This window comes from Variovorax sp. LjRoot290, from assembly GCF_964253985.1.
Lineage (GTDB): Bacteria > Pseudomonadota > Gammaproteobacteria > Burkholderiales > Burkholderiaceae_C > Variovorax.
In genome coordinates this window covers 761,181-775,307 of the sequence record NZ_CAXURW020000001.1, presented here as the reverse complement: position 1 = coordinate 775,307, position 14,127 = coordinate 761,181, and the positions used below count along the sequence as shown (strand labels likewise).

The window sequence follows — 14,127 nt, the reverse complement described above, 5'->3', positions numbered from 1 at the left end:
TCGCTCAAATGAACAACTGGATGGCCGGCAGCGCGCGGCCGGCGTTGAGAAGGTCGATGCGCTTCTGCCGGATCGCGAAGCCCTCGGGCGTGCGCGCGAGCAGGTGGTGGCAGGTGCCGGCGAGCATCAATTGCTCCTCGCCGCGCGACTCGACGTAGATGAAGGGCGTGGCGAGCGCGACTTCGCCGGTGGCCTCGTCCTCGCGCTCCACGATCGAGCGCTGCAGCACGTGCTGGCAATGGCTCTTCGGATGCTGCGAGTGGGCGCGCGGGTTCTTCAGGCGGTCCACGCGCAGCTGCAGCAGCAGCCGGTCTTCGTAGGCCAGCGAGTTGTGCAGATGCGGATCGGCCTGCGCGGCGCCCTGCAGCGGCACCCAGTAATGGCCGTCCTCGGCGAACAGCGCGAGCCAGTCGTCGAAGCGGCCGGCGTCGAGCAGCGCGGCCTCGGCGGCGATGAAGTCTGCGGGGTCGGTCATGATGCGGGCTCCGCCATGTACTTCGCCCACGCGCGGAACTGGTTGCGCATCAGCAGCTCGTTGGTGCCGTTCGTGGTGATCGTGTCCTGCCCGAGCTCTGCGGAATCGAAGTTGCGATGCAGGCTCACCCATTCGTTGCCCTCGGCCTTCAGGCCCTGCTGAATGCTTTCGAACAGGTGCACGTCGTCGTGCGCCACCACCGACATGGGCGAGAAGACCAGCCGGTTGTAGGTCATCGCGCGCTCGAGCAGCAGGTCCGGCGCACCGGCGGCGCGGAAGCTCCAGGCCTCGATCAGCGTGCGGTTCGCGGCCAGCGGGCGGATCACGCGGATCGCCTGCGGCGAGCCCTTGACCGACAGGCTGGGGAAGAGCACCGAGTTCTGCGGCGAGCGCTGCAGGATCTCCATCGCCCGCTCGGCGCCGTGCGCCTCGCGCATCGCCGCCTCGTAGTCGGGCAGCTGCGCGTAATTCGAGTGGATGCTGAAGTTCACGCCCAGCACGCTGTGGCCGTTGGCGAACACGCGCCCGCCCATCTTGTCGAAGAAGTCGTAGCCCGAGCCGAAGGGCAGGATCTGCTCCATCGCCATCGGCTTGGGCTCGTCGGGCGCACGCCCTTGCCACAGCGCACCGGCCGCCTGCGTGGCCGACTCGTGGGTCGACATCGGATGCACCGTGTCGTTGATGTTCTCGAGGTACATCTTCCAGTTGCAATGGACGATGTTGCGCATCACGCCGCCGCCCGCCGTGAGCCGGCCCTCGGGCGAGCGATCGACCATGTTGTCGATGGCCTGCAGCACCTCGCCGAAGTAGGCCTCGAAGTCCGGTCCGCGATCGGCGATGCGCGTGAAGACGAAGTCGCGGTAGACGACCGTGTGCTTCAGTTCGGTCAGGCCCTGCCCTGATTCGCATTCCTTCAGTCGCGTGCCTTCGTAGCCGGTCTTGAGCGGGATCGCGAGCGGCGCGCCGTCGAGCTTGTAGGTCCAGGCGTGGTAGGGGCAGCGGAAGAACTTGCCGGTGTTGCCGCTCTCGTCGGTCACGAGTCGAGTGCCCTTGTGCGCGCAGCGGTTGTAGAACACACGCACCGCGCCGTCGGGCTGGCGCACCATCATCACCGGGCGGCCGGCAAGTTCGAGCGACCAGAAGTCGCCGGTGTTCGGCACCTGGCTCGCGTGGCCGACGTAGAGCCAGGTGTTGGCGAAGAAGCGCTCCTGCTCGAGCGCGAACAGCTCCTCGCTCAGGTAGAGATCGCGGTGCACGCGGTCGTCCTGGACGAGCGCGCGGATCGCTTCGGGCCGGTCGCGGTAGCTGGTCATCGTCGTACTAGGGAACCAGCTTCCACTGGCCCTTTTCCATCCGCACCACGACCACTGCGCGCTGGTCGGAGCCATAGCGGTTGTCGGGCTTGAAGTTGTAGACGCCGTGCGTGCCCACCAGCTCCTTGGTACCGACAATCGCATCGCGCAGCGCCGTGCGGTAGGCTGTAGTGCCGGGTTCGCCCTTGGTGCGCGAGGCGGCGTCGGCCAGCAGCAGGTAGGCGTCGTAGGTGTAGGAGGAGAAGGCATCGGTGGGCATCACGCCGTGCGCCTTCTGGTAGGCGCTGCGGAAGTTCATCGACACCTTCTTGATCGGGTTGTCCGCAGCGAGCTGGTCGGCCACCAGCACCGGGCCGCTGGGCACCTGCAGGCCTTCGATCGATGCGCCGCCGACGCGCACGAAGTCGGCATTGATCAGGCCGTGCGTGCCGTAGATCTGGCCCTTGTAGCCACGCTCGGCGAGTGCGAGGTAGGGCAGCGCGCCCGGCGTGCCGGAGTTGCCGGCGAACACCGCATCGGGGCGGCCCGAGACGATCTTCAGCACCTGGCCCGCCACCGACGAATCGCTGCGTGCGTAGCGTTCGTTGGCCACCACCTTGATGCCGGCGGCGTCTGCGCTCTTCACGAGCGAGTCGTAGGCCAGGTCGCCCAGCGCGTCGGAGAAGCCGATGAAGGCCACCGTCTTCACGCCCGACTTCTTCATGCGCTCGACCACGCCCGCCACCATCAGCGGGAAGGGCTGCGACACGGTCACGGTCCACGCGCCTTCGGCACCGGGAATGGTGACCGGCGTGGGCGAGATCAGCGGCGTGTTGAGTTCGCGCGCCACGGCCGCGATGGCCATCGCGCTGGGCACGCCCGAGGTGCCGATCAGCACGTCAACCTTGTCCTCCACCACCAGCTTGCGCGCATTGCGCCCGGCGGTGGTGGGGTCCGACGCATCGTCGAGCACGATCAGCTCGACCTTGCGGCCGGCCAGCATCGGATGCTCGGCGATGGCGGCGCGGATGCCCTTCTCGTAGGGGATGCCGAGCGCCGAGACCGGGCCCGAGAGCGAGCTGATGAAGCCGATCTTGAGATCGGCGGCCGCGGCATGCGCGGCAGCCAGGGCGATGGCCGTGAGGCCGGCAAGACGTGCGATGTTCTTCATCTCAGGGGACCAGCTTCCATTGACCCTTTTCGAGCTTGACGACCACGCGCGAGCGCTCGTCCGAGCCGTAGCGGTTGTCGGGCTTGAAGTTGTAGACGCTGTGCGTGCCCACCAGCTCCTTGGTGCTGACGATGGCATCGCGCAGCGCCACGCGGTAGGCCGGCGTGCCGGGCTCGCCCTTGGCGCGCTGCGCCGCGTCGAGGAAGAGCAGCCAGGCGTCGAAGGTGTAGGCCGAGAAGGCATCGGTCGGCGCCGCGCCGTTGGCCTTCTGGTAGGCCGCACGGAAGTCCATCGAGACCTTGCGGATCGGGTTGGAGTCGGGCAGCTGCTCGGCCACGATCACTGGGCCGGTGGGCGCCAGGAGCCCTTCGACCGAGGTGCCGCCCACGCGCACGAAGTCGGGGTTGATCAACGCATGCATGCCGTAGATCTGGCCCTTGTAGCCGCGCTCCGAGAGCGCGAGGTAGGGCAGCGCGCCCGGCGTGCCCGAGGTGCCGGTGATCACCGCATCGGGACGCAGCGCGACGATCTTCAGCACCTGGCCGGTGACCGAGGCGTCTGCGCGCGCATAGCGCTCGTTCGACACGACCTTGATGCCGGCCGGCTCCGCGCTCTTCGTCAGCGCGTCGTAGACCAGGTCGCCCCACGCGTCGGAGAAGCCGATGTAGCCGACCGTCTTCACGCCCGACTTCTTCATGCGCTCGACCACCGCGCTCACCATCAACGGCGCGGGCTGCGGCAGCGTGACCATCCAGGCGCCCTCCTCGCCGGGCAGGTTGGCGTTGGCGATCGAGATCAGCGGCGTCTTGGTTTCGCGCGCCACGGCCGCGATGGCCAGCGCGCCGGGCGAACCGGCCGTGCCGATGATGACGTCGACCTTGTCCTCGTCGATCATCTTGCGCGCATTGCGCGCCGCGGTGGACGGATCCGACGCATCGTCGAGCTGCACCAGCTGGATCTTGCGACCGCCCACTTCGGACTTGTACGCCAGCGCGGCCTTCATCCCCTTCTCGTAGGGAATGCCCAGCGAAGACACCGGCCCCGAGAGCGAGGTGATGAAGCCGACCTTGTAGTCGGCAGCCCAGGCACTCGCGGCGCTCAATGCACCGATGCCGAGGACGATGCCCGCCAGGGCGCGGATGGGGCTTGGAACTTTCATGACGATCCTCCAGGGGTTGAGCTGAGCCTTAACATGATTTATGAAATGTTTAGACCTAAACAATACTAGCGAGACGATGGTGCAATGACAAGGGAGACAACGAGAGGTTTTGCGTTTGGCGCGCGATGCACCGCTACAGCGCGAGACTGCCCACACTGGTGCCGCCGCACACATAAAGAACCTGGCCGGTGACGAAGCTGTTGGCCGGGTCGACGAAGAAACGCACGGCCCGTGCCACGTCGGAGGATTCGCCGAGGCGCTGCACCGGCACCGAGGCCGCGAGCGCGCGTTCCTTCTCGCTGCCGGCCTCCACCACGTCGTAGAACATGTCGGTGCGGATCGGCCCCGGCGCCACCACGTTCACCGTGATGCCGTCGGCCGCAAGCTCCAGCGCCCAGGTGCGCGCCATGCCCAGCATGCCGGCCTTGGTGGCCGAATAGTTCGTTCGCGTGGCCAGGCCGACCGCCGCGCGCGAGGACAGCAGCACCACGCGGCCGAAGCGTTCCGCGCGCATCGCGGGCAAGGCCGCCTGCACCAGCTGGATCGCGCAGCCCAGATGCAACTCGGCCAGCGCGTCCAGGTCATCGAGCTTCACGTCCGCGAGCAGCGCGGGCCGGATCACGCCGGCGTTGTGGACCACGGTCGTCACCTCGAAGCGACGCGCCATCTCGCGCGCGGCTTCGGCGGTGGCGGCACGGTCCATCAGGTCGACCTCGATGCTGTGCAGCTTGGGATGGTCGATCTCGCAGCGGCGCCGCGCCAGCGACACCACCTCGTAGCCCTGCGCGAGCAGGTCCGCACAGATGGCCTTGCCGATGCCGGCACTGCCGCCGGTCACGGCGGCGACGGGATGCGTGAGATTCATGGTGCCGCCCCCACCAGCGCCAGCACGCGCAAGGGGCTGCCGCTGCCCTTCTCGATCTTGAGCGGCGGGCAGATCAGCACCGCGCCGGCCGGCGGCAGCAGGTCGAGATTGCTGAGGCACTGCAGCCCGTAGCGCCCGGCGCCGTGCATGTAGTAGTGGCAGGGATAGGGCGGGCGCAGGTGGTAGCCCTGGCCGGCATCGGTGCCGATGGCTTCGGAGCCGAAGCCCAGCACATCGCGCTGCTCGACCAGGAAGCGCACGGCCTCGGTGCTCGGACCCGGCGTGTGCTGCCCGGTCTCGTCGAAGTTCTGGTACGCCTCGGGGTCCTGGCGCTTCGACCAGTCGGTGCGCATCAGCGCCCAGGCGCCTTTCGGGATGCGGCCGTGCTTGGCCTCGTAGCGCTCGATGTCTTCCACCGTCAGCAGGTAATCGGGATCGGTAGCCGATTGGGCGGAACAGTCGATCACGCAGGCCGGCGCCACGAAGTGCTGCACCGGAATCGTGTCGACCGAGTTGTTCGGCAGGTCGCGGCCCGAGATCCAGTGGATCGGCGCATCGAAGTGCGTGCCCGTGTGCTCGCCGCAGGAGAAGTTGTTCCAGTACCAGCCGGGTCCGCGCTCGTCGTACTTCGACACCTCCTCGATGCGGAAGGGCCAGCACTGGCCCATCTCGGGCGGCAGCGCGATCTGCGGGAACTCGGGCGAAAGCGTCTGCGTGAGGTCGATCACGCGGATGCGGCCTGTGGCCATCGCGCTCACGAGGCCGCCGAGGATCTCAGCGGTGGACATCAGTTCGGTGGTGGTCGTCATCTCATCCTCCAGCTGCGAGTTCGCGTTCGAGCACCTTGGGGTTGTCGCGCCAGCGCTCCAGCCACTCCTGCGCCACGTCGCCCGGGTAGACGTCCTCGACGCCGTCGCGCAGCGCCTTGACGATCGCATTGGCCAGCGCACTCGGCGCTAGCTTCGGCGGCGGCATGTGCTGGTTCCACTCGTCGTCGATCGGCCCGGGGAACAGGTTGATCACGCGGATGCCGGCCGGCCGCATCTCGGCGCGCAGGCATTGGGCGAGCGAGTAGGCCGCGGCCTTGGATGCGCTGAAGGTGCCGTGCGGCGGGAAGTTGGACAGCGCATAGATCGACAGCAGGTTGACCCAGGCCGTCGCACCGCTCACGCCGTCCGCCGAGCGCCCCTTGAGCGCCGGGCCGAACTCCTGCGCCAGCCGCAGCAGGCCGAAGTAGTTGATGTCCATCTCGGCCTTGGCGACGTCGGTGCCACGGCGCGCGCCGATGCCGAAGTTGCGATGCACCTCGGCGTTGTTGATCACGATGTCGACCTTGCCGCCGATCTCGCCGGCCAGCTCGCTCACCGAGCGGCCGTTGGTCAGGTCCAGCGGCACCAGCGTGACCTGCGGCAGCGCCGTGATGTCTTCCAGGCCGCCCATCTTCTTCCACGGTTCGGCATGGCCGACCCACACGATGTCGGCACCGGCCTTGACCAGCGCACGCACGATGGCCTGCCCCACTTCGGTCTTGCCGTCGGTGACCAGCGCCTTGCGGAACTTCGGGTCGCTGGTCATCTCGCGCAGCATCTTGTCGTCGGCCATATGGGCACTCCCTTCGTTCGGAAAACCAATGAGGACGGCCTGCCCCGCGCGGTCGAGCCGGGCGCCGACGCGCACGCGCGCCGGCGCCTCGCCGACCTCGCCGTGCAGGTGGACCATCAGCGTCGGGCCGGCATCGAGATGCACCAGGCCCAGCCGCCAGGGCAGGCGCTCGCGGAAGAACAGGTCGTTGCTGTGATGCAGCGTGGTGCTGCTGATGAGTTCGCCCTCTCCGCTCTGCTCGCGCCAGTGCAGGCGCGGCGAGAGGCACTTGTGGCAGGCCTCGCGCGGCGGGTACTGCACCGTGCCGCAGTCCTCGCAGGTCTGCAGCTCGAAGCGGCCCTCGGCCGCCGCGGCCGTGATGCCCAGCGCGACGCGGCCGCGCGCCCAGGGCGGCAGGTTCATCTGCCGCGTGCGCAGGACCGGGTTCTTGCGCTTGGGGCGCATCAGGGGCATGGTCATTCCGATCTCCCCAGGATCACGGCGCCGGTGCAAAGGCAGCGGTCGTAGGTCACCATGCCGAAGCCCGCGACCAGGCCGAGCTGCGCATCGGGCACCGTGCGCGGCCCGGCCGTGTCGGTCAGCTGGCGGATCGCTTCCACCATGCCGAGGAAGCCTCCCGCCGCGCCTGCCTGGCCGGCCGACAGCTGCCCGCCGCTGGTGTTGTTGGGAAAGCTGCCGTCGAAGGTCATCGTGTTTGCGCGCACGAAGGCGGGGCCCTCGCCCTTCTCGCAAAAACCCAGGTCCTCGAACTGCATCATCACGATGACGGGATAGTCGTCGTAGGTCTGGACGAAATCGAGCGCGGCGGGCCGCACGCCGGCCTGCGCATAGAGATCGTCGCGGTCCTTCAGCCAGCCGCCGCGCACCATCACCGGATCGTCGGCAAAGGCGTTGTGCCGCTCGATCGCGCCGCGGATCACGGCGTGCGCCAGCCCGAGGTCGCGCGCGCGCTCTTCGCTCATCACGAGGAAGGCCTCGGCGCCCGCACAGGGCATCACGCAGTCGAACAGGTGGATCGGGTCGGAAATCGGCCGCGCCGCCATGTACTCGTCGAGCGTGAGCGGCTTCTTGAACATCGCATCCGGGTTGCCCAGTGCGTTGGTGCGCTGGTCCACCGCGATGCGGCCGAAGTCCTCGCGCTTCGCGCCGAAGGTGCGCATGTAGTTGGCGGTGATCATCGCGAAGATGGAATTCGGCCCGCCCGAGCCGTAGGGGTAGCTCGCGTCGCGCGCGAAGTTGCTGAAGCTGCCCAGCGTCTGGCGGAAAGAGTCGACGTGGTTGGTGTCGGCGCCGACGCAGGCCACGATGTCGGCATCGCCGGCCTGCACCGCACGCGCCGCGCGGCGCAGGCACATCACCCCGGATGCGCCGCCGGTCGGCATGTGGTCGAGCCAGCGCGGCGAGAGGCCCAGGTGCTGCGTCACACCCACCGCCGTGTCCGGCACAAGCGAGAAACTGCTGAGGCACAAGCCGTCGATCTGCTCCTTCGGCACGCCGCTGGCTTGCACCAGCGCCTCGAGCGCCTGCCCGATGAACCAGTGCGCGGTGCGCGTCGAGTAGCGCACATAGGGCACGGTGATGGGCACGGCCACCGCGACGCCTTCGTAGGACTGCCGGCGCGTCATGCCTGCCTCTTTTTCATGGCGCGGGTGTCGATGCAATGGCCCTGCCCCGGCAGCGCCTGCGCCAGTTCACGCAACTGCCCGCGCTGGATCTTCTGCGAAGCCGTGAGCGGCAGCGCGTCGACGAAAGCCACGTAGCCCGGTGCCTTGTAGTAGGCCAGCTGCGCCAGCGCATGCTCGACGATGCTGGCCGCGATCTGCGCGCGCTCCGATGCGTCGACCTGCTCGCGCACCACGATGCAGGCCAGCACCTCGTCGCCGCGCACCGCATCGGGCGTCGCGGCGACGGCCGAGGTCTTCACGGCCGGATGCTGGTTCAGCACGCTCTCGACCTCGACCGCCGAGATGTTCTCGCCGCTGCGGCGGATCACGTTCTTCTTGCGATCGACGAAGAAGAAGTTGCCGTCCGCATCGCGCCGCACGAGATCGCCGGTATGGAACCAGCCGCCGGCCCAGGCCTCGCGTGTGGCTTCCTCGTCCTTCAGGTAGCCGGAGAAGAAATAGCGCCTCGGGTCTTCGCCGGCGGAGCGCACCAGTAGTTCGCCCGGCGCGTCGGCAGCCACGTCCTGGCCTTCGTCGTCGACCAGACGGATCTCAACGTAGTCCTGCTGGCGCCCGAAGCAGCTCGTGCCCACCAGCCGCGGCTCGCGATTCGCCATCACGCAGGCGGCGGCGCCGGTTTCGGTCATGGCCCAGGCCTCGACCAGCGGGAAACCGAAGCGGGCCTCGAAGGGCGCGTGGTTCTTGCGGTCGACGCCGGCGCCGAAGCCCCAGCGAATCGCGTGGTCCTTGTCGGCTGCCGACTCGGGTGCCGACAGCAGCATGGCCGGCATCACGCCCAGGTAGTGCGCGATGGTGGCGCCGCTTTCGCGCACGCTCGCCAGCCAGGTCTTCGGATGGAAGCGATCGAGCTGCACCAGGCAGCCGCCGGCGACCAGCACCACCATGGTCGAGAAGGCCATCGCGTTCATGTGATTGAGCGGCAGCGGCGTGATGACGCGCTCCGCATCGCGCCGGATGCCGCACACGCCGTCGAGCGCGGCATACCATTCGCCGGCGCGCAGGAAGTAGGCATTGCTCAGGATGCAGCCCTTGGGCCGGCCGGTGGTGCCCGAGGTGTAGAGCAGGCCGCATTCGGTCTCGGGGCCGATCGCTTCGTCGACACGCGGCGCAGCCGTCCGCGCGGGCGGCACTTCGTCGTCGGGCCCCATGGTTGCGAAAGCGACGCCGGTCTGCGCCGCTGCGGCGCGCAGATCGGCCGCGCGCTCGGGCAGGGTCACGGCCAGGCCGATCTCGCTGTGGCCGATCAGGTAGACCAGCTCGGCGGAGCGCATCTCGGCGTTGATCGGCACCACGCTCACACCCAGTGCGTTGAGCGCGAACCAGTGGAACAGGAAGGCCGGCCGGTTCTCCAGCAGCAGGCCGACGCGGTGGCCATGGCCATAGCCCGCCTCTGCATAGGCCACGCGCAGGCGTTCGACCGCTGCCGCGGCCTCGCCCCAGCGGATGGCACCGGCGGCGATGCCGTAGGCCTTGGCGGTCACCGATTCGGTGAACAGGAACTCGGCCTCCGGCGTGCGCGCCGCGGTGGCAGAGAAGACGTTGTGGACGGTGGCGTGCATCGCGTCCCTAGATGAAGAGCTGCACGGCCGGCAGGGCCGCGTCGCAGTTGAGCAGGTTGACGCGCTTCTGCGTCATGCGCAAGGCGCCGTCTACCACGCTGAGGTGATGGAAGAAGGTGCCGACGTAGAACTGCAGTTCGTCGCCCTGCGATTCGGTGTAGTGGAACTCGGTGCGCAGCACATAGCGATTGCCGGCCTCGTCGAACTCCTCGACCGTGGGCGTCTGCAGCAGGTGATGGCAGCGGCTCGGCGGCTGCTGAGAGAACGCACGCGGGCTCTTGAGACGCTCGACGCGCAGGTCGCGTAGAAGCTTGTCTTCGTAGAGATGCGATGTGTGGTTGATGCCGTCTTCCTGGTCTGGCACCAGCGGCACCCAGTAGTAGGCATCGTCGGTGAAGAGCGCATTCCACTCGTCGAAGCGCTTGGCGTCGAGCATGCGCGACTCGTGGACGACGAAGTCGATCAGGTCCTGGTGGGTGACGGCCATCACATGGTCTCCGTCATGTAGCGCGCCCAGCTTCTGTACTGGTTGCGCATCGGCAGTTCGTTGGTTCCGCCTGTCGTGATCTCGCCACCGGCCAGCTCGGCAGGGTCGTAGTTGCGGTGCAAGCTGACCCACTCGTTGCCGCTCGCATGCAGCCCGGCCTGGATGCCGCGGTAGGCCTGCAGGTCGTCGTGGCCGACGACCGAGAAGGGCGAGTTGATGAGCCGGTTGTACATGGTGGTGCGCGCGAGCAGCTCGGGCGGCGCGCCCTTCAGGCGGAAGGTCCAGCTCTCGATCAGCGTCTTGTCGACCGCGATCGGCTTCACCACGCGGATCGCCTGGATCGCGCCCTTGATCGTGAGGTTCGGGTAGTACACAGTGTTGTGCCGCGCCATGCCGAGGATCTGCGCGGTGCGCTCCTCGCCGTACTTCGCCTTCATCGCATCGTCGTAGGCGGGAATCGCCTTGTACTTGCTGTGAATGCTGAAGTGCACGCCCGTGAAACTGTGACCGTTGTCGTAGATGCGGATGCCCATGTCCTCGAAGAACTTGTAGTCCGACATGAAGGGCACGAACTGCTCGACGGCCATCGGCTTCGGCTCGTCGGCCGGCTTGTCGGCCCACATGCGCTTGGCGGTGCCGGCCGATGACTCGTGCGCCACCATCGGGTGCATGGTGTCGTTGAGGTTCTCGACGAACATCTTCCAGTTGCACTGGTGCATGAAGCGCAGGCAGCCGCCGGCGATCTCGAGCTCTCCCTCGGGCGAACGGTCGGCCATGTTGTCGATGGAGCTCAGCGAGTCGCCGAAGTAGTCCTCGAAATCCGGCCCCACGTCGTTGATCTTGACGAAGATGAAGCCGCGGTAGCTGCGCACATTGCGGATCGTGGTCAGGCCCTTGGCCGATTCGCACTCGTGCAGCTGCGTGCCTTCATAGCCGTTCTTGAGCGGGATTGCGAGCAGCGAGCCGTCGGTCTTGAAGGTCCAGGCGTGGTAGGGGCAGCGAAAGAACTTGCCGGTGTTGCCGCAGGGTGCCGTCACCAGCCGCGAGCCCTTGTGCGCGCAGCGGTTCATCATGGCGCGCACCGAGCCGTCGGTGTGGCGCACGATGATCAGCGGCCGGCCGGCGATCTCGTTGCTGATCCAGTCGCCCGGCTTGGGAAGCTGGCTTTCGTGCCCGGCGTAGTTCCAGGTGTTGGCGAAAAAGTGCTCCTGCTCCAGCTCGAACAGCTCCTGGCTGGTGTACAGGTCGCGGTGCACGCGGTCGGCCTGGACCAGCGCGCGCACGGCATCGGGGTTGCCTCGGTACGAAGTCATGTTCCTGCTGCTCCTTCAGATGTCCAGCACCAGCCGCGGCCCCTTGGCGCGCGAGATGCAGATCTGCATGACGTTGCCTTCCGCCTTTTCGCGCGCGCTCAGCACGTAGTCACGATGGTCGATCTCGCCCGCGAGCACGGCCGTCGTGCACACGCCGCATTCGCCGCGCTTGCAATCGAACATGGGATCGCAGCCGTGCTCGATCAGGCAGTCGAGGATGCTCTGATCGGCCGGAACCGTAAAGCGCTGGCCCGATTGCGCCAGTTCCACCTCGAAAGCCTGGTCGCCCTCCTCGGCCACCGAGGTGGTGAAGAGTTCGAAGTGCACGCGGTCGTGTTCCCAGCCGCGGGCCTGGGTGCGGGCCAGCACGGCATCGAGCATCACCTTGGGGCCGCAGACATAGAGGCGGTCGCCTGCCGGGCAGTCGTCGAGCAAGGCGTCGATGTCGAGCGGTCCGCCGGCTTCGGCGTCGGCGTGGACGCGAAGATCTTCGCCCAGCAACGCCCGCAGCTCCGGCAGGAAGGCCATCAGCTCCTGGCTTCGGCCCGCGTAGTGCATGCGCACTGGCGCGCCTTCGGCCCGGCGGCGTGCGGCCATGCTCGCAAGCGGCGTGACGCCGATGCCACCCGCGACCAGCACCGTGCCGCCAGGGCCGGTGTGCAGCGGGAAGTCGTTCTTCGGCGCCTCGATGGTGAGCAGCTCACCTTCCTTCACGCGCTCGTGCATGAAGCGCGAGCCGCCGCGGCCATCGGCCTCCTTGCGCACAGCGATCCGGTACTCGGCGGGCGCGTTGGTGGCGTTGCGCGCGGTCGCGAAGTTGATGAGCGAGTAGTGGCGCCAGTCCTGCGTGCCGTCGGGCAATGCCACCTGGACGCGGATGTGGGCGCCGGCGGCATAGCCCGGCAAGGCGCTGCCATCGTCGGCCTTCAGGCGCAGCATCCGGATCAGCGGATTCAGTTCGCGCGCCTCGACGACGCGCAGTTGGAGGGTGGCGGTCATGGTGTTCGCATCCCTTGTTCAGGCCAGCGCATGCTGCGCCAGCGCGGCTTGCAGTTTGTGCCCGTGTTCATCGGCGAGCGCGGCGTCGCGCAGTTCGCGCAAGGTGGCCGGCGCGAGCCCCGCGCCGGCGCGCTGGAAGGCGGCCATCACCGTGTCGTAGTTGCGCAGGCCGCGTTCGTGGGTGTCGCTGTAGCCCTTGACCAGGCGCTGGCACTGCGCGACTTCGACCGCGAGTTCGGGATGCCGCACTGCGGTCGCGGCGATGCGCTGCAGCCATTCCTCGATGCGGCGGTTCTCCTCGGCATAGCGCAGCGTGGACCGGCGCCAGCGCTTCATCGCGGCGACGGTGCGCAGCATCAGGTAGCCGTGCAGCGAGCTGGTCTGGATCACACGGCCCTTCCGCGTGAGCCGCTCCACCAGCTTGCGGGGCAGGCTCGAATTCATCAGCCAGCGCCCGATGCCGGCCGGCAGCGTCTCGCAGATCTCCTGCAGGCGGGGGTGCATGTACTCGTTGATCGCGAGCACCTGCCCGCCCTTCACGCCGGCCTCGCCGCGCACGCGCTCGAAGCGCGAGGAGCGGGTCTTGAGCGCCGCGACGCGGGCCGTGTCCTCGTAGGACATCCACAGCGCCAGGTGGCGCGCGGTCTCGCGCAGCAGGCGGTGATCGTCGTTGCTCGGCAGCGCGGCGATCGCGGCCGCGCGATCGAGGTAGAGGGCTGCGTAGGCCAGGTCCTGGTAGTCGATGAGCCGGCGCACGCCTTCCAGCAGCACTGGGTGCACAGAGGCGGGAAAGTCGCGCTGCACGCGCTCGACCAGTGCGCGCACGGCGGGATGTTTCGGCTGCGGCGCGGCGGCGGGCAGGTCCATCGGCGCCTCTTCCACCGCTGCACTTTGCGCACGCACGAAGGCAGCGCCGAAGGCCTTGAGGCTCGGCTTGACGCCGACGCCGCCGCGCTCGATGGTGGCCTCGAACTTCGCGCGGCTGAAGGGCAGCACGCCGGCGCCGGCGAGCGCGCCGAACAGCACCGCACTGATCACGCTGCCCGCGTCTTCGGCGGCCTGCGCCATGTCGAAACGGATGAAGCGCTTGGCGGCCTTGTCCGCATGCGCGAGCAGCTGCGCGCTGTCGACGCGCCCGTCGCCCATCGCGCTCTTCTCGGCGATCGAATAGACGCGGTGCGTCGACGCGACCAGCGTGGTGCGCTCGCGCGTGACCAGCCCGCGCTGCACCGCGCGGCCGGCTTCCATCAGCTCCGAGGCCAGCACCACGTCGACGTCGCCGGGCAACGGCATCAGCGCCAGCACCGGCCGGCCGCCGTCGGCCTGGGCCTGCGCCTCGGGGTAGAGCTCGACGTAGTAGATGGTCGCGCCGGTGCGCTGGGCCACGCCCGGCACCGAGGTGGTCTGCGCGACGTAGCCGTTGCCCTCGCCCATGTCGACGATCCAGTCGGCCAGCACGCCGCCGCCCTCGCCGCCCATGGCGAGGATCGCTATCTTGATAGGTTGTTGTTGCGTCATCG

Annotated in this window: 13 protein-coding genes; all 13 read right to left on the bottom strand. The window is 68.2% G+C overall.

Annotation, left to right across the window (positions count from 1 at the left end; all coding sequences use genetic code 11):
• Positions 1-4: 4 nt before the first annotated feature.
• Complete coding sequence (locus ACSQ9A_RS03970) at positions 5-475, bottom strand: aromatic-ring-hydroxylating dioxygenase subunit beta (RefSeq protein WP_436302770.1); 471 nt, start codon at positions 473-475, stop codon at positions 5-7.
• Positions 472-1,788 carry an aromatic ring-hydroxylating dioxygenase subunit alpha gene (locus ACSQ9A_RS03965; protein WP_436302768.1) on the bottom strand — a complete coding sequence of 439 codons (1,317 nt, stop codon included), beginning with the start codon at positions 1,786-1,788 and terminating at the stop codon, positions 472-474. The genes ACSQ9A_RS03970 and ACSQ9A_RS03965 overlap by 4 nt, the downstream gene beginning before the upstream one ends.
• Before the next feature lie 7 nt (positions 1,789-1,795).
• Positions 1,796-2,938 carry an ABC transporter substrate-binding protein gene (locus ACSQ9A_RS03960; RefSeq protein ID WP_436302767.1) on the bottom strand — a complete coding sequence of 381 codons (1,143 nt, stop codon included), beginning with the start codon at positions 2,936-2,938 and terminating at the stop codon, positions 1,796-1,798.
• 1 nt (position 2,939) lies between these two features.
• Complete coding sequence (locus ACSQ9A_RS03955; RefSeq protein ID WP_093110839.1) at positions 2,940-4,097, bottom strand: ABC transporter substrate-binding protein; 1,158 nt, start codon at positions 4,095-4,097, stop codon at positions 2,940-2,942.
• A 133-nt stretch (positions 4,098-4,230) separates the two neighbouring features.
• Complete coding sequence (locus tag ACSQ9A_RS03950; protein WP_436302766.1) at positions 4,231-4,962, bottom strand: SDR family NAD(P)-dependent oxidoreductase; 732 nt, start codon at positions 4,960-4,962, stop codon at positions 4,231-4,233.
• On the bottom strand, positions 4,959-5,771 hold the full coding sequence (locus tag ACSQ9A_RS03945) for a cyclase family protein (RefSeq protein WP_093110835.1): 813 nt from the start codon (positions 5,769-5,771) through the stop codon (positions 4,959-4,961). Before ACSQ9A_RS03945 ends, ACSQ9A_RS03950 begins: the two co-directional genes overlap by 4 nt.
• Position 5,772: 1 nt before the next feature.
• A complete protein-coding gene (locus tag ACSQ9A_RS03940; protein ID WP_436302765.1) occupies positions 5,773-7,023 on the bottom strand; it encodes an SDR family NAD(P)-dependent oxidoreductase in 1,251 nt (416 codons plus the stop codon).
• Entirely contained in the window at positions 7,020-8,189 is a 1,170-nt protein-coding gene (locus ACSQ9A_RS03935; protein ID WP_436302764.1) for a thiolase family protein, read from the bottom strand. Before ACSQ9A_RS03935 ends, ACSQ9A_RS03940 begins: the two co-directional genes overlap by 4 nt.
• The gene (locus ACSQ9A_RS03930; RefSeq protein ID WP_436302763.1) at positions 8,186-9,808 is read right to left on the bottom strand and encodes an AMP-binding protein; all 1,623 of its coding nucleotides are present in this window, start codon (positions 9,806-9,808) and stop codon (positions 8,186-8,188) included. Before ACSQ9A_RS03930 ends, ACSQ9A_RS03935 begins: the two co-directional genes overlap by 4 nt.
• A gap of 7 nt (positions 9,809-9,815) precedes the next feature.
• Positions 9,816-10,295, bottom strand: coding sequence for an aromatic-ring-hydroxylating dioxygenase subunit beta (locus ACSQ9A_RS03925; RefSeq protein WP_436295331.1), 480 nt, complete (start codon positions 10,293-10,295; stop codon positions 9,816-9,818).
• Positions 10,295-11,608 carry an aromatic ring-hydroxylating dioxygenase subunit alpha gene (locus ACSQ9A_RS03920; protein WP_436302762.1) on the bottom strand — a complete coding sequence of 438 codons (1,314 nt, stop codon included), beginning with the start codon at positions 11,606-11,608 and terminating at the stop codon, positions 10,295-10,297. Before ACSQ9A_RS03920 ends, ACSQ9A_RS03925 begins: the two co-directional genes overlap by 1 nt.
• A gap of 15 nt (positions 11,609-11,623) precedes the next feature.
• Positions 11,624-12,607 (bottom strand): PDR/VanB family oxidoreductase, encoded by a 984-nt coding sequence (locus ACSQ9A_RS03915; RefSeq protein WP_436302761.1) that lies wholly within the window; start codon positions 12,605-12,607, stop codon positions 11,624-11,626.
• Positions 12,608-12,625: 18 nt separating this feature from the next.
• Positions 12,626-14,125 (bottom strand): indolepyruvate oxidoreductase subunit beta family protein, encoded by a 1,500-nt coding sequence (locus ACSQ9A_RS03910; RefSeq protein WP_436302759.1) that lies wholly within the window; start codon positions 14,123-14,125, stop codon positions 12,626-12,628.
• Positions 14,126-14,127 lie beyond the last annotated feature (2 nt).